The sequence below is a fragment of the Mesorhizobium sp. WSM4311 genome (assembly GCF_002295115.1).
Taxonomy (GTDB): domain Bacteria; phylum Pseudomonadota; class Alphaproteobacteria; order Rhizobiales; family Rhizobiaceae; genus Mesorhizobium.
Window position 1 is genome coordinate 18,558 of record NZ_NSFV01000019.1, and the last position, 15,941, is coordinate 34,498.

Genomic DNA, 15,941 nt, shown 5'->3' on the forward strand with positions numbered 1-15,941 from the left:
GAGCGCGCCCGCCTTCGGCGCGCTGTCCCGCCAGCCTTGCCAATGAGCCTGTCTCCGCCAAGTTCTACTTCGTCTCGCTCAACCTCTCGGCCTTGTCGAGATTGTCCTTGCCGATGACGATCGGCGTCAAAAGCACCAGCTTCTCCTTCGGCTCGGTCTTGTTCTTGGCGTAGGCGACAGCGATCTGCACGGCGGTGCGCGACTGCTGGCCGGGGAACTGTTCGACCGTGCCGGCGAGCTTGCCGTCGCGCACGGCAACCAGCGCTTCCGGCAGCGCGTCGAAGCCGTAGATCTTGACGTCGGTGAAGTTGCGCGCCGCACAGGCTTCGAGCGCACCGAGCGCCATGTCGTCATTGGCGCAGATGATGGCGTCCGGCTTGCCATTGGCGGCGAGCCCGGCTTCCGTCACCGACAGCGCCTCGGCGCGGGCGAAGTTTGCGGTCTGCTCGAAGATGATCTGATACTTGTCCTTCAGGGGATCGAGCACATTGTGCACGCCCTTGTTGCGATCGATCGCCGGACCGGCACCCGGCTGGCCCTGCAGATGGAACAGCTTGGCGCCGTTGGGGAACGCCGCCACCATGGCCTGCGCCTCCGCCTCGCCGCCCTTGACATTGTCGGCGCCGACATGGGCGAGAATGCCCTGGACACCGTCGACGCGGCGGTCGATCGTCACCACGGGAACACCAGCCTTGACCGCTTCCTCGATGGCCGGCGCCAGCGCGTTGACGTCGAGCGGCGAAATCACGATGGCGTTGACCTTCTGCACCAGCGCCGCCTCGATGTCGGCGGTCTGCTTGGTGGCCGAATTCTGTCCGTCGCTTTCGGTCAGGTTGACGCCCTGGGCCTGCGCTTCGGCCTTGATCTCGTTCAGCATGTGCACGAAGAACGGAAAGCCGAGATTGGGCACCGAACCCAGTATGGTCAGCTTATCCTCGGCGAACGCCGAACGTGCGGCCAGCATCATGGCGCCCGCGGCCACGGACGTCATCAGGAATTCACGTCTGTTCATGGTTGATCTCCTCCACAAGAACGCACGCCCCGGAAACCGGGACGGTTTCAGGAAGGATCATGCGTCGGTTCAAAGTGTTGGAGCATCCTCCTTGCGCGGGACAGCGCATGCCGCTCCAGCTGATCGCCGTGCAAAAACTGCCTCCCATCGGCATCAGCCGCGAGATGCTAACCCAGGGTCAACCTTTTGTGCAACATCGATATAACAGCGCTGGGGGCGAATTATCGGAATTGTCGGAATTTTGGCCAAACCGACCTGCCCGGCTTCCATTCCGGGGCCGCGGCCCTAGTTTGACCCCCGAACCATTCCTGAAGCTCAGTCCTTCCCGAAAATCAGTCCATCCCTGGAGAAACCATGAAGCCGCACGTCATCTGCCATATGCTCGCCTCGCTCGACGGCGGTCTTCATCCGAGCCGCTACACGGCGAGCCCGGACGGAACTCGGGCCGAGTGGTCAGGCCTCTATGAGCAGATCCACGGCGATCTCCAGGGCGACGCCTGGATTGTCGGCCGCGTCACCATGGCCGAGATGAGCAAGGCCGGCGCGCACCCACCGGCGCAGATCGGCAAGGTCGAGCGGCCGCATCATTTCGCGCAACGCGACGCGGGCACCTATGCCGTGGCGCTTGATGCCTCCGGCAGGCTCCATTTCGCCAGGCCGGATGTCGGCGGCGACCATGTCGTGGTGCTGCTTGGGCGCGACGTCTCCGACAGCCATCTGGCCGAGCTCGCCGCCGACGGCGTGTCCTATATCGTGTCGGAAACGGCCGATATCGATCTCGCCGCCATGCTCGAAGTGCTCGGGCGTGAGCTCGCAATCCGCCGGCTGCTGCTCGAAGGCGGCGCCGGCATCAACGGCTCCTTCTTCGCGGCAGGGCTTGTCGATGAATTAAGCCTGCTGGTCGCGCCCGCGCTCGATGCGCGGGCGCGAAACCAGGGTTTTGTCGAGTTCGGCGAAAGCGGCCTCGCCGGCAAGATGCAGCTGTCGCTGACAGACTGCGAAACGCTGGCGCATGGGCTCATCCATTTGCGCTACGCCGTCAGCCCTGGCTGAGGCCGCAGCCCATCAGGGGCGCATGGCGTCGAGATCGGCGATCAGCGTCGGGCCGGTCGGGTGCCAGCCGAGCCGTGCCTGGGTCAGTGCGCTGGAGGCTGGCAGGTCCATGGGGGCGAACATTCCCATCCAGCCGAAATGCTCCGCCGCCTTTTCCGGCGCGATCGAGACGACCGGCAATTTCAGGCCCCGGCCAAGCGCCTCGGCGATGGCGCGCACCTCGACGCCTTCCTCGCCGACCGCGTGATAGCGCGCACCCGGCTGGCGCTTTTCGACGGCAAGCCGGTAGAGCCGCGCGGCGTCGGAGAGATGCCCCGCCGAATAGCGGTTGCGACCTTCGCCGACATAGGCCGACACGCCCTTTTGCCGCGCGATCTCGATGAGCGGCGAGATCAGCCCCTGCTTGACCGGATTGTGGACCTGCGGCAGGCGCACGACCGACAAATTGATGCCGGCCTCCAGCAAGGCATTGCCGGCGAGTTCGGAGGCGATGCGCGGATTGGGGTGGCTGGCGTTGAAGACGTCCTCGACCGCCAGCTGGCCATGTCCGGGGCTGCCCATGCCGACGCCCGAGGTGATGACCAGCGGCCGGTCGGATCCGGCGAGCGCCTCGCCGAGCGCCGCGATGACTCGGGCGTCCTTTTCGCAATTCTCGGCAAAGCGCGAAAAATCATGGTCGAAGGCGGTGTGGATCACGGCATCCGCCTTTGCCGCGCCGCTGCGCAGGCTCGCCGGTTCCTCGAGGGTTCCGCGATGCACTTCGGCGCCCGCGGCCGCCAGCGCGTCGGCGCCGGCATCGGAGCGGGTGACGCCGATCACCTGATGGCCGGCCTGGATGAGTTCGGGAACGAGCGCCGAGCCGATGAAGCCGGTGGCGCCGGTCAAAAAGATACGCATGCAAAATCTCCTGCACAGTTGCCCGCGCAGTATCTCCGGTCTATTATTCCATTAAAGTAGTGATCTTATCATGGTATAATGGCTAACAGGATGCCCACCCCCGGTTCGCTCGCTGCCTTCCTGAAAGACCGCCGCACCCGGCTCGATCCCGCTTCGTTCGGCTTCTCCGGGCGCCGGCGCACGCCGGGGCTGCGCCGCGAAGAGGTCGCCCAGCGCTCCAACATCAGCCCGACCTGGTACACATGGCTGGAACAGGGCCGTGGCGGCGCGCCTTCGGCCGATGTGCTGAACCGTATCGCCAAGGGGCTGCTTTTGACCGAGGCGGAGCGCGAACATCTCTTCATGCTTGGGCTCGGCCGTCCGCCCGAGGTCCGCTACCGGGGCGACGAGGGCGTCAGCCCGAGGCTGCAGCGCCTCATCGACACGCTCGAGGCCAGCCCCGCTTTGGTCAAGACTGCCACCTGGGATGTCGTCGCCTGGAATCGCGCCGCCGAGATCGTGCTGACCGACTACGGCACCATCCCAGCCGGCCGGCGCAACATATTGCGCTTCATGTTCCTCACGCCCCACATCCGCGCCAAGCAGCATGATTGGGAAAACCTTGCCCGTTTCGTGGTCGGCGCGTTCCGGGCCGATGCGGCGCGCGCCGGCGCGGTCTCCGAGGTCACCCTCCTGGTGGACGAACTGTGCAGCGGCAGCGCCGAGTTCGCCACGCTGTGGCAGGAGAACGACGTGCTCGCGCATGGCGACGGGACAAAGCGCCTGAAGCACCCGGAACTGGGTGATATCGAGCTGGAATATTCATCCTTCGCGGTCGATGGCCGGCCGGATTTGAACCTGACCGTCTACAACCCGGTCGACGGCAAGGTCGCCGACCGCATCCGCGCTTTGGCCAAGCGCCCGAGGTAACGACCGGCGCCGCTGCGATGGCGCCCTCTTCAACGCCGCTCGCACACCGCCTTCAGGATCTGCAAGGTCGGACCCCAGTAGAGATTGGCGTGCGGACGGATCGCCGGTTCGGCGAAGTCGCTGAGCGTCAGCGTCAGCAGTGTTTCCCCATTTGCCGGCGCCAGGGCGAAACTGACCAGCGTGTGGTTTTCCGGCACGTCCGCCAGGCGCGAGGCCGACAGCGTGCTCCAGTAGCTGTAGGCAAACAGCCGCTCCGGCTCAAACGCGCGGACGGTGCCACGGTTCTCGAACGCCATGCCATGCAGCAGCCCGCCTATCACGATCGCGCCACCGGCATGCCCCTCCAGGCTGACGGTCAGCTCTTCATCGGACATCCATTGCGGGATCATCCCAGGCGTCGTCAGCACGCGCCAGACCCTGGCCGGTTCGGCGGCTATGGCGACGGCCTTGACGATCGGCGCGGAGGGATCGGTCATCCCTGCATTTACCGCGACTGCTGGGGGAAAGTGTAGCGCAATATCGGTTGGTACTTCCGCGCAATTTCAGCCGGCAGCAATCTGTGCCTTGGCGGGAACAGCGCCTGCCGGATCAATCCTGTCGGTCTGAATAATCGTGCTTCCACAAATTGATCACCGGCCGGCCACCGCGACTGATATGCTGGACGGTGTCACTAAAAGTGAGGGCCGGCCCGATGGAGAAAGAGGCATCGCAGTTGCACTGGAACGCAGCATATGAATCGAAGGGCGAGGACGGCGTCAGTTGGTTCCAAGATAATCCCGAGCCCTCTCTTTCGTTGATCAAAGAGATTGCCGAGCGCAGCTCTGCCATCGTTGACGTTGGCGGCGGCGCCTCTCGGCTGGTGGATAATCTTCAAGAACAACAGTTTGAGGACGTCACTGTCCTGGATCTGTCTGCTACGGCGATCGCGGCGGCTCGCGATCGGCTGGCTGGGACAGGCGGGCACATCGATTGGATTGTTGCTGACATTCGCACGTGGTCGCCGAGGCGACTTTACGATGTCTGGCATGACAGGGCCGCCTTCCATTTCATGGTCGAAGAAGCCGATCGTGACGCTTACCTCGTCACACTCGAGCGGACACTCGCACCAAATGGCTACGCGATTATCGCGACGTTCGCGCTCGACGGGCCGGAGAAGTGCAGCGGCCTGCCCGTTCAACGATACGACGCAAGCAAGCTCGCCCAAGTCCTTGGATCCGGCTTTGCACTTGTTCGCACACTCGACCATCTGCACCTGACGCCATGGGGCTCCTCTCAGTCCTTTCAGTTCAGCGTTTTCAGACGAGCACCTGACATGTAATCCGGCGCTGCTGTAAAACTGTCCGCGCCCGGCGCAGCCGCATCGGCCATGCCGCCCTTTTCACCCTTGCGCGACTGCCGGCTGATCAGCGCGACGGCGGCGAAGGCGGCGATGCCGAACAGGCCGACCACGACGTTGAGCCACAAGGCCGGGAAGACGCCGAGGCCCGATATCATCAGGGTCAGGCCGAACGGGGCGAAGGCGGAGCTGAACTGGCGCGCTGCCGTGATCCAGCCGACATAGGAGCCGTAGCGTTCCTGGCCGAACAATTCGAGCGGCAGCGTGCCGCCGACAATGCTCATCAGGCCCGAGCCGAAGCCGAAAAGCACGGCAAACAGCATGGCGCCGGAAACGGAGGGCGCCACCATGAGCAGCACCGCAAGACCGCCGGCCAGTGCGGCGGTCGCGCCGAGCGCCAGCGATGTCTGCGACAGGCCGCGGCCGAACAGCATGTTGACCAGCCGGCTCGCCACTTGCGACGGGCCGAACAGGCTGGCGACCAGCACCGAGGCGCCGCCGAGGCCGACCAAAGTGAGCAGCGGCACCATCTGCACGAGGATTGCCGAGAGCATGAAGCCCTCTATGGCAAAGCCGGCCAGCACCAGGACGAACAGGAGCGACCATCGCCGGCCGGGCGCTGACCCCGACAGGCTCGCCGTGACCGGAACGATCCTCTCCCGCGCCTTGCCGATACGGCTGGAAAGCCGGGCCAGCCACCAATGGATCGGCAGGCAGACAAAGGCGTTGAGCGCGGCAAACAGAGCGAGAACCTCGCGCCAGCCGAGGTGCTGGTGCAGCAGCGTCGTCAGCGGCCAGAACAGGGTCGAGGCGAAGCCGGCGATCAAGGTGAGATGGGTGATGCCGCGCCGCGCACCGCCGAGCTGTACGATGGCGACGAAGGCCGTGCTGTAGAGGACGAAGCAGGAGGCGAGTTCCATGGCCAGCACGCCTATGGCAAAGCCGGCGCGCCCCGGCGCCAACGCACACAACAGCAAGGCGCCCGCCGCCGCCAGCGAACCCGGCACCATCAGGCGCCCCGCCCCGACCCGGTCCGCCAGGCTGCCCGCGAACGGCGCCAGGATGGCGCTTGCCAACAGCGACACCGACAGCACGGCGAACACCCATTGCTGCGACCAGGCGAGTTCCGCCGCCACCGCCGGCGCCAGGATGCTGTAGCTGTAGTAGAGCGTGCCGTAGCCGACGATCTGAGTGGTGCCCAGCGCCCAGATGGCGGAGGCAGGAATCTTGGCGTCGCTCACTCGGCGGCTTCCATCTTGCCGGCGCAGCCGCAACCGCTTTTGCCGGCGGCCTTGGCGTCGGCATCCGCCACGCAGCAGGCATCGATCGCCGCCGGCGCCGGTCCGCCGCAACAGCCCTGCGAAGCGCCGCCCGCCGGCACCGTGCAGACGCCGGTTTCGGGCAGCACCAGTTGCACCGCGTCGGCCGCCGCCATGTCGCCGGCGAGTGCCGCCGCGATCGAGCGCACCTGTTCGTAGCCGGTCAACAGCAGGAAGGTCGGCGCACGGCCATAGCTCTTGATGCCGACCGTGTAGAAGCCGGGCTCCGGATGGCTGAGTTCGCGGTGGCCGTGCGGCGGCACGTCGCCACAGGAATGCTCGTTGGGATCGATGAGCGGGCCGAGCGCCTTGACGCCTTCCAGCCACGGATCGAGATCGAGCCTGAGCTCCCGGGTCAGCGACAGGTCCGGGCGCTGCCCGGTCGCGGCGATGATGCGGTCGACAGGGCCGAGTTGAGCCAGGCCATCCCCGCTTTGCCCCTCGACGATCAGCCTTCCGTCATGCTCGCGGATCGCAAGCGTGGCAAAGCCCGTCACCAACTGGACGCGGCCGCTTTCGGCGAGGTCGCGGATATCGGCGCCGAGTTCGCCGCGCGCCGGCAACTGGTCGGCGTCGCCGCCGCCAAAGATGCGCACGAGGTCGGTTCCGCGCACCGCCCAGATGAAGGCCGTGCCGGGCGCGGCCTCCGCCAGCCTGGCCAGGTCGAGCAAGGCATTGGCCGCCGAGTGGCCGGAACCGGCGACCAGCGTCGTGCGGCCGGCATAGAGCGCGCGGTCGCGGCCAAGAATGTCGGGAATTCCATACGCGATACGGTCGGCAAACTCCGCTTCGCCCTCCGCCGCGATGCCGCCGGCACCGAGCGGGTTGGGCGTGCGCCATGTCCCCGAGGCGTCGATGACCGCGCGGGCGCTGTCGCGCCTTGTCCCATCGGCGGTTTCGACGACGAGCATGAAGGGCCGCGTCCCGCGCTCGCTGCCGCGCACCTTGTCGGCGCCCCAGCGCGATATGGCCACGACACGCGCCTTGGTCTCGATCGCCGGCGCCAGTTCCGGCAGGTTGGCGAGCGGCTCGAGATAGTGCGCGACGAGTTCATCGGCAGTGGGAAAGGCTTCCGCGTCCGGCCTCCGCCAGCCGTGGCCTTCGAGCAGCTTCCTGGCCGCCTCGTCGACGCAATAGCGCCAGGGGGTGAACACCCGCACATGGCCCCAATCCCGCAAATTGGCGGCGACACCATCGCCAGCTTCATAGACCTTTACCGGCAGGCCCCTGGCGATGAGATGAATGGCGGCGGCCAGGCCGACCGGACCGGCGCCGATGACGGCGATGGGCAGATCGTTTTGCATCAGCTTCTATCCTTCCGGTATTATCGAAATAACAGGCAAAAATTCAGGCAGCCGCGTCTTCCGCTGCCGGATTGCAGGCGGCATCGGCGCAGCATTCGTCGGCCAGGAAGCCGATGAGATCGTTCATCATGGGATAGTTGGCGCGACAGATCAGCGTCGTCGCCTGCCGCTCCTGGCTGACCAGCCCGGTCAGGATCAGGCGGTGCAGATGGTGCGACAGCGTCGAGGCGGCGATGCCGAGGCTCTCCTGCAGGAAGCCGACCGGCCGGCCCGCTTCGCCAGCCCGCACCAGGATACGATAGAGGTTCAGCCGCGTCGGATTGCCGAGCGCTTCCAGTTGCTTCGCTGCTTGTTCGAGTTTCATGGAAATAGCATGCGGCCGGCGACGGAAACCGTCAAGTCCTATTTCGAAGAATATCGAAATAGGCTTCAGACGACCCGCTTGCCGCTTGCGTCGACAACGACCTCGCCGTCCTCCTTGGTGAACGGGCCGATATCCGGATTGGGCAGGATATCGAGCACCTTTTCGGACGGCCGGGCCAGCACGACGCCGAGTGGTGTCACCACGATCGGCCGGTTGATCAGGATCGGATGCGCCAGCATGAAATCGAGGATCTCGTCGTCGCTCCATTTGGGATCGCCAAGGCCGAGTTCGGCATAGGGCGTGCCCTTCTCGCGCAGCAACTGGCGCGGCGTCATCGCCATCGCCTCGATCAGTTCGACGAGCCTTTCGCGCGACGGCGGCGCCTTCAGATATTCGATCACCCGCGGCTCCTCGCCGGACTGGCGGATGATCGCCAGCGTGTTGCGCGACGTGCCGCAGGCCGGGTTGTGATAGATGGTGATGGTCATTGCACGGCCTTCATCTCAGTGACGGTCTTGTCGGTGAAGGTCTTGGGTTCGGCCAGCAGCCATCCGGCCAAGGCCAGCGCCAGCAGCGCGCCCGCCAGTTCCGCTGCTATGAAGGCCGGCACATCGGAGGGCCGGATGCCGGCAAACGTGTTGGAGAAGGCACGCGCAATGGCCACCGCCGGATTGGCGAAGGAGGTCGAGGCGGTGAACCAGTAGGCCGATGTGATGTAGAGCCCGACCAGCCAGGGGATGGCATCGCCCCGGAAGCGCAAGCCGGCAAGGATGGTGAAGACCAGGCCGAAACTCGCGACCAGGTCGGCCAGCCACTGCCCGTGCCCGCTGCGCACCGTCGCCGACACCTCGAGCAAGGGCAGGTCGAACATGGCATGCGCGACCAGCGTGCCGGCAAGGCCGCCGAGAATCTGGACCGTGATGTAGCCCAGCACGGCCAGCCAGCCGATGTCGCGCCGCAGCCCGAAAACCAGCGTCACGGCCGGATTGAAATGGGCGCCGGAGACCGGCCCCAGCGTGGTGATCAGCACCACCAGAATGGCGCCGGTGGGAATGGTGTTGCCGAGCAGGGAAAGTGCGACACCCCGGTCAGCCGGCTGGCCATGATGCCCGAGCCGACCACCGTGGCAACCAGCATGGCGGTGCCCAGCGCTTCGGCTGCGAGGCGGCGTCGAAGGTCGGTCATGTCAAGCTCAACATTTGCAGGTCACGGCCTGGAGGATCGGCTGGCAAAGCTCCGGCGCGCCATTGCAGCAATCCTCCATCAGATAGGCGAGCAGATCGCGAAACCCGGTCATGTCGGCGGTATAGCGGATGCTGCGCCCGTCGCGCTCGGCACGCACCAGCCCGGCCTGGCCGAGGATCTTCAGATGCGCCGACATGGTGTTCTGCACCGCACCCAGCCGCGTCGCGATCTCGCCCGCCGGCACGCCCTCGGTCCCGGCCCGCACCAGCAGCCGGAACACCTCCAGCCTGGTTTCCTGGCCGAGCCCGGCGAGCGCCTGCAATGCTGTTGCCTTGTCCATCAATCCACATATCCAGATTTATGGATTAGTGGCAGTAGACCATGACAGTGGTGTGACGGCGATGGCTCACGCTTTGCGCCGGGAACCCGTCGTGCGTGGTTCGCTCAGATGCGGGCGCCAGCCATGCACGCGATCCCGCCCGGCGGCCTTGGCGCCATAGAGGGCCTCGTCGGCGCGCCGCAGCAGATCGGCGATCTCGATCTCGGCACTCCCGTCGAAAGTGGCGACCCCGATGCTGACGGTGACGGTGCCCTTTTCGCTGCCGGCATGCGCAAGCCGAAGGTCGCGCACCTTGCCTCTAAGGGTCTCGGCGATGACGAAGGCGCCTCTGGCGTCGGTCTCGGGCAGGACGAGCGCGAACTCCTCGCCGCCATAGCGGGCCGCGGCGTCGGCCGGCCGCCGCGCCGTCGCCTCGATGCAGCGGCTGACGGCGCGCAGGCATTCGTCGCCCGCCGGGTGGCCATAATGGTCGTTGAACCGCTTGAACCAGTCGACATCGATGATGAGCAGGCTGAGGGGTATGGCGTTGCGCCTGCCGCGGGCGAATTCACGCGCCAACGCATCGTCGAAGGCCCGCCGCGTCAGCAGTTCGGTCAGCCCGTCGCGATGCGCCAGGAGGTTCAGCTTCTCGTTGGCGGCCAGCAATTCCGCCTCGACCTGCTTGGCCTCGGTGATGTCGGAAAACACGCTCAGGCTGCCGCCATCGCCGGTCGGCCGGGTCCGCACGTCGAGCCAGCGCCCGTCGGCGAGCTGTATCTGGCGGTGGCTGGCATGCGTTTGCGTGACCATGATCTCGGCAATCCAGCCCTCGACGGCGTCGGGCGGCGTGATGCTTTCGCCGCGAGCGACCGAGGCACGCAATATATCGCGATAGTCGGTGCCGGGCACCCTGATGTCGGCCGTCTTCGGAAACATCGCGCGATACTGGGCGTTGCACAGAATGAGCTTTCCGGCGGGATCGAACATCACCAGGCCGTCGGCCATGTGCGTGAGCGCGTCTCCCAGCCTTGCCTGGCTTTCCGCCAGCTCGGTTTCCAGCCGCTTGCGTTCGGTGATATCGCGATTGTGCGTGATCAGGCCGATGACGGCTCCGGTCTTGTCGCGAAACGGCGCCTTCAGCGTTGCCAGCCAGCCATCTGTGCCGTCCTCATGGTGAAGATGCTGCTCGATGGTGGAGGCGACGCCGGACGCCAGGACGGCGAGCTCGTCCTCGCGGAATTCCCGCGCCGTTTCGCTGGGGTAAAAATCGAAATCCGTCTTGCCGATCAGCGCCTTCGCGTTGGCCGCGTGCATCAATTCGGCGGTCGCCGGATTGGCGGCGATGAAGCGTCCGTCGAGATCCTTGACATTGAGGCAGTCGGGCAAGGTCTCGACCACGGTCTTGAAAATGCGCCTCGATTGCAGCGCCTCGAGGCGACGCCGCTCCTGGTGGAGCGCCAGCCCCGACATCGCCACGGAGACAAAGATGAGCAGGCTGGAGGGAAACACCACCTGCGGCAGAACCGTCTGTACGACCGACCGCGGCAGGACGCTGAGGCCAAGCAGCGAGCCGCACGCGGCCGCGGCGCCCAGGATCATGATGTCGCCCATGCTGGGCCGGCGGCCCCTGAGCGCAAGATTGCCGCCGACACCGACCAGCATGGTGGCCGCGATCCCGACCGCGCCGGCGAAGGCGCCGATGCCGCCCTCGAAGGTCCGGAAGGCACCGGCCATGACGCCGGCGACGATACCGGCGACAGGACCGCCGAAGAAGCCGGCAACGGCGATCATCGTCGCCCTGAGATCGACCAGCACGCCCGGCTGCAACTGCATGGGAGTCAGCATCAGGACGATGGCGCCGGCGCCCATCAGCAAGCCGAAGGCCGCGGCCTTTACCGGGGCCGGCCTGCGATCCAGCCACACATGCGTGTGGATCCAGACCGAAACGAACATCGCAACGACCGCGAGATTGGCCAGCAATTCGGACCAGGGCGAACCCATTGCGCGCCTTTCCTGTCACCGGGCTTTCGCCGTATCGCCTCCTCGATAGTCCCTCAATGACAACAAAGTGTTACGTCAGGCAGTTGACTCCCGGTCGAAGGAACCAGGCAAGCAGGGCCAACGGGCATGGCACATCCGGCGGCGCGATATCGGCTCGAAATCAGCCCCAGCGCATCGTGCCGACAAAGTCGATGAACGCCCTGAGCGGTGCCGGCGTCAGCCGCCGGCCGGGATAGTAGAGGAACGGGCCTGAGAATTCCTGCCACCAGGGCTTCAGCACCGGCTCCAGCCGGCCATCGTCGAAATAGGGGCGCAGCCAGTCCTCGAACAGCGAGACGATGCCGCCGCCGGCCACCGCCACCTCGAGCGCAAGCGCCATGGCCGTGCCGGTGCTGACCAGCAGCGGGCCGGTCGGCTCGACGCTCACCACCTCGCCGTCGCGTTCGAACTCCCAGGGCGGCGTCAGGCCGCTGGCGAAGCGGCCGCGCAGGCAGGCGTGACGGAGCAGGTCGCGCGGATGCTCGGGCCGGCCGTGCCGGTCGAGATAGGCCGGCGCGGCGGCGGTGGCGTAGTGCTGCCGGCGCGGGCCGATCGGCACGGCGATCATGTCCTGCTCCAGCCGCTCTTCATAGCGGATGCCAGCATCGCAGCCGCTCGCCAGTATGTCGACGAAACTGTCCTCGGCGGTCACTTCCACGCGAATGTCGGGATAGGCGGCGAGGAAAGGCGGCAACAGGCGCGGCAGCACCAGTTTCGCCGCGACGACAGGCACGTTGAGCCGCAGCGTGCCGGCGGGGCGGCCGCGAAAGCCGTTGACCACGTCGAGCGCCGCCTCGACTTCGCCGAGCGCCGGACCCAGCCGCTCGAGCAGGCGCGCGCCGGCCTCGGTGGGCGCGACGCTGCGCGTGGTGCGGTTGAGCAGCCGCACGCCGAGCCCGGTCTCCAGCCGCCGCACCGTCTCCGAGAGGCTGGAGGCGCTGACATTGCCCACCCGTGCCGCCTCGCGAAAACCGCCGGCGCGCGCCACCGCCATGAACGCTTGTAGGTCGCCGAGATCCGCTGCCATTGTTCGCCTTTTCGCACAGGTTGTTCCGATTGCACCATATTATCGCGCATGCGCGCTTTGTCTACATTGGGCCGATCCACAGGAGATGAGACCATGACCGACATCAGCAAGGCCGGAACCTTCAAACTCGCCGACCGCACCGTAAAGCGCCTCGGCTACGGCGCCATGCAACTGGCGGGACCCGGCGTCTTCGGCCCGCCCAAGGATCGCGACGCAGCCCTTGCCGTGCTGCGCGAGGCGATCGCCAGTGGCGTCGACCACATCGACACATCCGATTTCTATGGCCCGCACATCACCAACCAGATCATCCGCGAAGCGCTGCACCCCTACCCCGCCAACCTCACCATCGTCACCAAGGTCAGCGCCCGGCGCGGCGCCGATGCGTCCTGGCTTCCCGCAATGTCGCCCAAGGAGCTGACCGAGGCCGTGCACGATAATCTGCGCAATCTCGGGCTTGATGTGATCGAGGTCGTCAACCTGCGCTCCATGCATGGCATCCACGGCCCCGCCGAAGGATCGCTCGAGCCGCAGTTGAACACGCTCGCCGAATTGCAGCGCCAGGGCCTCATCCGCCATATCGGCATGAGCAACGTCACAGCGACCCAGATCGCCCAGGGGCGCGGCATCGCCGAGATCGTCTGCGTGCAGAACCAGTACAACATCGCGCACCGCGACGACGACGCGCTGATCGATGCGCTTGCCGCCGACGGCATAGCCTATGTGCCGTTCTTCCCGCTCGGCGGCTTCACGCCGCTGCAGTCGGACACGCTGGCCAATGTCGCCAGGAAACTCGGCGCGACACCGATGCAGGTGGCGCTCGCCTGGCTGTTGCGCCGCGCGCCCAACATCCTGCTCATCCCCGGCACTTCCTCGGTCGGCCATCTCCGCGAAAACCTGGCGGCGGCCGAACTCGACCTGCCGGCCGATGCGCTCAAAGTGCTGAACGGCATCGGCGGTGAAACCGAGCAAGCGGCATAAGGCATTCCTGCTGTCGGCCGGCAGACTACCGGCTGCCGACCCTGGCGATCCGTGTCTGCGGATCGCAATAGATGCCGTAGAGCGTCTGCAGGATTCGCTCGACCTCCAGCGAAGCCAACCGGTAGTAGACCTGCTGGGCGTCGCGCCTCGTATCCACGAGCTTGAGCGCGCGCAACTTTGAAAGCTGCTGCGACAGCGCCGACTGGTTCATCGCAACCAGTTCGGCCAGTTCGTTCACGCTCGTCTCGCCGTCCAGCAGATGGCACAGGATCATCAGCCGTTTTTCATTTGCCATCGCGGCGAGCAGTTCGGACGCTTCGCGCGCCTGCTTGTCCAGGTCGGCTATTTTTATATTGCGCATATGAACACATTATCATATTAAGAGTTACGAATAATATTAGTCTGGCACGGCTGCCTGTCAAGTCGATGGATCGATGCCGATGCTTCGCACCGTCAAGGTCGCTTGATCAGCGTCAAGTCGCAGCCTGCCACAATGGCGCAAAATCAGCCAATCCCGCGCGGGATCAGCTGTGTTGGCGTTGCGCCAAAGCGACGCCGCAACGGAGGAAGAACATGGCGCATATAGTCGTCCTGGGTGCCGGGCTGGGAGGCACCATCATGGCCTACGAGCTTCGCGACGGACTGGCCGGGGAACACCAGGTTTCCGTCGTCAACAATGGCAGCCACTATTCATTCGTACCGTCCAACCCTTGGGTCGCCGTCGGCTGGCGCGACAGGCAAGCGGTGGAAATAGACCTTGCTCCGGTGCTGGCACGGCGCAAGATCGGTTTTCATCCGCAGGGAGCCAGGCGCGTCCACCCGGTCGAGCGCACGGTGGAACTCAAAGACGGCTCATCTGTCTCCTACGACTATCTGGTCATCGCCACCGGTCCCGAACTCGCTTTCGACGAGATCGAGGGCCTCGGGCCGGAGCACAACACCCAGTCAGTCTGCCACATCGATCACGCGCTCAAGGCCAGGACCGCCTTCGACGCGCTCGTCGCCAAGCCAGGCCCGGTCGTCATCGGCGCGGTCCAGGGCGCGTCCTGCTTCGGGCCGGCTTACGAATTCACCTTCATCCTCGACAAGGCGCTGCGCGACGCCAGGGTGCGCGACCGCGTGCCCATGACCTTCGTTACCTCCGAACCCTATATCGGCCATCTCGGCCTCGACGGCGTCGGCGACACCAAGGGCCTGATCGAGAGCGAGATGCGCCAGCATCACATCAAGTGGATCTGCAACGCCAAAGTCGACAAGGTCGAGCCCGGCAAGATGTTCGTCCAGGAACTCGCCGACGACGGGTCGGTCAGGCAGGCGCATGAACTGCCGCACACCTATGCCATGATGCTGCCGGCCTTTCGCGGCGTGGCGGCGGTGCGCGGCATCGAGGGCCTGACCAATCCGCGCGGCTTCATCCTTGTCGACAAGCACCAGCGCAACCCGGCGTTCCCCGAAATATTCGCGGTCGGCGTCTGCGTCGCCATCCCGCCGATCGGCAAGACACCGGTCCCCGTCGGCGTGCCCAAGACCGGCTTCATGATCGAATCCATGGTCACGGCGACGGCGCACAACATCGGCCGGCTGGTGGAGGGCAAGCAGCCTGACGCCCAGGGCACGTGGAATGCGGTCTGCCTCGCCGATTTCGGCGATTCCGGCGTCGCCTTCGTGGCGCAGCCGCAGATCCCGCCGCGCAATGTCAACTGGTCGTCCTCCGGAAAATGGGTGCATACCGCCAAGGTCGGTTTCGAGAAGTATTTCCTGCACAAGATAAGGGCCGGCAAGTCCGAGCCCTTCTATGAGCGCCTCGCATTGCAGGCGCTTGGGATCGACAAGCTCAAGCAGATCAAGGTCGAGGCATCGGCGGATGTCCCGGGAGCCTGACCGGCGCTAGCCGGCGGCGGGCGAGAGTTGCTGTCGCAAATTCGACGCCGCCTCTTGCGGTCGGTAGTTGTATTCTTATATTTAGATATCATCATATACAAATGGAGATGACAATGTCCCTCGACCGTTCCGTTCTCGCCTTCGCCGGCATCATGGTGCTGCTGTCCGTCGTGCTCACCGCCTTTGTCTCGCCGCTGTTCGTATGGCTGACGGTGTTCGTCGGCTTGAACATGCTGCAGTCGGCGTTCACCGGCTTCTGCCCCGCGGCGATGGTCTTCCGCAAGCTCGGCATCAAGCCGGGATGCGCGTTCTGAGGA

The 15,941-nt window shown here is 65.6% G+C and carries 17 protein-coding genes and 1 pseudogene; 6 read left to right on the forward strand and 12 right to left on the reverse strand.

The genetic code is table 11. From position 1 onward, the window contains the following. Positions 1-64: 64 nt before the first annotated feature. Positions 65-1,012, reverse strand: a complete 948-nt coding sequence (locus CK226_RS30965) for a substrate-binding domain-containing protein (RefSeq protein WP_095776046.1) — start codon at positions 1,010-1,012, stop codon at positions 65-67. A gap of 354 nt (positions 1,013-1,366) precedes the next feature. Here CK226_RS30965 and CK226_RS30970 point away from each other — a divergent pair, with 354 nt between their 5' ends. After that, positions 1,367-2,065: a RibD family protein gene (locus CK226_RS30970; RefSeq protein ID WP_095793859.1), complete on the forward strand. Its 699-nt coding sequence runs from the start codon at positions 1,367-1,369 to the stop codon at positions 2,063-2,065. A 12-nt stretch (positions 2,066-2,077) separates the two neighbouring features. On the opposite strand, the gene CK226_RS30975 is transcribed toward CK226_RS30970, so the two are convergent. Then, on the reverse strand, positions 2,078-2,962 hold the full coding sequence (locus tag CK226_RS30975) for an SDR family oxidoreductase (RefSeq protein ID WP_095793860.1): 885 nt from the start codon (positions 2,960-2,962) through the stop codon (positions 2,078-2,080). Between the two features lie 78 nt (positions 2,963-3,040). Between CK226_RS30975 and CK226_RS30980 the strand changes: the two genes are divergently transcribed. Beyond that, on the forward strand, positions 3,041-3,871 hold the full coding sequence (locus CK226_RS30980) for a helix-turn-helix transcriptional regulator (RefSeq protein WP_095793861.1): 831 nt from the start codon (positions 3,041-3,043) through the stop codon (positions 3,869-3,871). Positions 3,872-3,900: 29 nt separating this feature from the next. Here the strand turns inward: CK226_RS30980 and CK226_RS30985 are convergent, their stop codons facing one another. Then, positions 3,901-4,347 carry an SRPBCC domain-containing protein gene (locus CK226_RS30985; protein WP_095793862.1) on the reverse strand — a complete coding sequence of 149 codons (447 nt, stop codon included), beginning with the start codon at positions 4,345-4,347 and terminating at the stop codon, positions 3,901-3,903. Between the two features lie 215 nt (positions 4,348-4,562). Here CK226_RS30985 and CK226_RS30990 point away from each other — a divergent pair, with 215 nt between their 5' ends. Then, positions 4,563-5,189: a class I SAM-dependent methyltransferase gene (locus tag CK226_RS30990; RefSeq protein WP_095793863.1), complete on the forward strand. Its 627-nt coding sequence runs from the start codon at positions 4,563-4,565 to the stop codon at positions 5,187-5,189. Here CK226_RS30990 and arsK read toward each other — a convergent pair. The 8 genes and pseudogenes from arsK to CK226_RS31030 form a co-directional block, all read right to left on the reverse strand. Further along, a complete protein-coding gene (gene arsK / locus CK226_RS30995) occupies positions 5,153-6,448 on the reverse strand; it encodes an arsenite efflux MFS transporter ArsK (protein WP_095793864.1) in 1,296 nt (431 codons plus the stop codon). The two genes, CK226_RS30990 and arsK, sit on opposite strands and share 37 nt — an antisense overlap. Beyond that, positions 6,445-7,830, reverse strand: coding sequence for an NAD(P)-binding protein (locus tag CK226_RS31000; protein ID WP_095793865.1), 1,386 nt, complete (start codon positions 7,828-7,830; stop codon positions 6,445-6,447). Before CK226_RS31000 ends, arsK begins: the two co-directional genes overlap by 4 nt. A gap of 43 nt (positions 7,831-7,873) precedes the next feature. Then, positions 7,874-8,194, reverse strand: coding sequence for a metalloregulator ArsR/SmtB family transcription factor (locus CK226_RS31005; protein WP_095776054.1), 321 nt, complete (start codon positions 8,192-8,194; stop codon positions 7,874-7,876). A 65-nt stretch (positions 8,195-8,259) separates the two neighbouring features. Then, complete coding sequence (arsC, locus tag CK226_RS31010) at positions 8,260-8,682, reverse strand: arsenate reductase (glutaredoxin) (RefSeq protein WP_095776055.1); 423 nt, start codon at positions 8,680-8,682, stop codon at positions 8,260-8,262. Then, positions 8,679-9,379 (reverse strand): annotated as a pseudogene (locus tag CK226_RS31015) (MIP/aquaporin family protein). Before CK226_RS31015 ends, arsC begins: the two are co-directional and overlap by 4 nt. Before the next feature lie 7 nt (positions 9,380-9,386). Continuing rightward, positions 9,387-9,719: a helix-turn-helix transcriptional regulator gene (locus CK226_RS31020; protein WP_095776057.1), complete on the reverse strand. Its 333-nt coding sequence runs from the start codon at positions 9,717-9,719 to the stop codon at positions 9,387-9,389. A 66-nt stretch (positions 9,720-9,785) separates the two neighbouring features. Further along, positions 9,786-11,699, reverse strand: a complete 1,914-nt coding sequence (locus CK226_RS31025) for a diguanylate cyclase (protein WP_095793866.1) — start codon at positions 11,697-11,699, stop codon at positions 9,786-9,788. A gap of 160 nt (positions 11,700-11,859) precedes the next feature. After that, positions 11,860-12,765 (reverse strand): LysR family transcriptional regulator, encoded by a 906-nt coding sequence (locus tag CK226_RS31030; protein WP_095793867.1) that lies wholly within the window; start codon positions 12,763-12,765, stop codon positions 11,860-11,862. Between the two features lie 93 nt (positions 12,766-12,858). Here CK226_RS31030 and CK226_RS31035 point away from each other — a divergent pair, with 93 nt between their 5' ends. After that, entirely contained in the window at positions 12,859-13,743 is an 885-nt protein-coding gene (locus tag CK226_RS31035) for an aldo/keto reductase family oxidoreductase (RefSeq protein ID WP_095793868.1), read from the forward strand. 25 nt (positions 13,744-13,768) lie between these two features. Here the strand turns inward: CK226_RS31035 and CK226_RS31040 are convergent, their stop codons facing one another. Continuing rightward, positions 13,769-14,104: a metalloregulator ArsR/SmtB family transcription factor gene (locus CK226_RS31040; RefSeq protein ID WP_095793869.1), complete on the reverse strand. Its 336-nt coding sequence runs from the start codon at positions 14,102-14,104 to the stop codon at positions 13,769-13,771. Positions 14,105-14,316: 212 nt separating this feature from the next. Between CK226_RS31040 and CK226_RS31045 the strand changes: the two genes are divergently transcribed. Beyond that, entirely contained in the window at positions 14,317-15,624 is a 1,308-nt protein-coding gene (locus CK226_RS31045) for an FAD/NAD(P)-binding oxidoreductase (RefSeq protein WP_095793870.1), read from the forward strand. Between the two features lie 113 nt (positions 15,625-15,737). Then, the gene (locus CK226_RS31050; RefSeq protein WP_095776080.1) at positions 15,738-15,938 is read left to right on the forward strand and encodes a DUF2892 domain-containing protein; all 201 of its coding nucleotides are present in this window, start codon (positions 15,738-15,740) and stop codon (positions 15,936-15,938) included. Positions 15,939-15,941 lie beyond the last annotated feature (3 nt).

Coding starts and splice junctions, on each gene's coding strand:
- CK226_RS30965 (WP_095776046.1), bottom strand. CDS start 1,012: ATGAACAGACGTGAATTCCTGATGACGTCCGTGGCCGCGGGCGCCATG.
- CK226_RS30970 (WP_095793859.1), top strand. CDS start 1,367: ATGAAGCCGCACGTCATCTGCCATATGCTCGCCTCGCTCGACGGCGGT.
- CK226_RS30975 (WP_095793860.1), bottom strand. CDS start 2,962: ATGCGTATCTTTTTGACCGGCGCCACCGGCTTCATCGGCTCGGCGCTC.
- CK226_RS30980 (WP_095793861.1), top strand. CDS start 3,041: ATGGCTAACAGGATGCCCACCCCCGGTTCGCTCGCTGCCTTCCTGAAA.
- CK226_RS30985 (WP_095793862.1), bottom strand. CDS start 4,347: ATGACCGATCCCTCCGCGCCGATCGTCAAGGCCGTCGCCATAGCCGCC.
- CK226_RS30990 (WP_095793863.1), top strand. CDS start 4,563: ATGGAGAAAGAGGCATCGCAGTTGCACTGGAACGCAGCATATGAATCG.
- CK226_RS31000 (WP_095793865.1), bottom strand. CDS start 7,830: ATGCAAAACGATCTGCCCATCGCCGTCATCGGCGCCGGTCCGGTCGGC.
- CK226_RS31005 (WP_095776054.1), bottom strand. CDS start 8,194: ATGAAACTCGAACAAGCAGCGAAGCAACTGGAAGCGCTCGGCAATCCG.
- arsC (WP_095776055.1), bottom strand. CDS start 8,682: ATGACCATCACCATCTATCACAACCCGGCCTGCGGCACGTCGCGCAAC.
- CK226_RS31020 (WP_095776057.1), bottom strand. CDS start 9,719: ATGGACAAGGCAACAGCATTGCAGGCGCTCGCCGGGCTCGGCCAGGAA.
- CK226_RS31025 (WP_095793866.1), bottom strand. CDS start 11,699: ATGGGTTCGCCCTGGTCCGAATTGCTGGCCAATCTCGCGGTCGTTGCG.
- CK226_RS31030 (WP_095793867.1), bottom strand. CDS start 12,765: ATGGCAGCGGATCTCGGCGACCTACAAGCGTTCATGGCGGTGGCGCGC.
- CK226_RS31035 (WP_095793868.1), top strand. CDS start 12,859: ATGACCGACATCAGCAAGGCCGGAACCTTCAAACTCGCCGACCGCACC.
- CK226_RS31040 (WP_095793869.1), bottom strand. CDS start 14,104: ATGCGCAATATAAAAATAGCCGACCTGGACAAGCAGGCGCGCGAAGCG.
- CK226_RS31045 (WP_095793870.1), top strand. CDS start 14,317: ATGGCGCATATAGTCGTCCTGGGTGCCGGGCTGGGAGGCACCATCATG.
- CK226_RS31050 (WP_095776080.1), top strand. CDS start 15,738: ATGTCCCTCGACCGTTCCGTTCTCGCCTTCGCCGGCATCATGGTGCTG.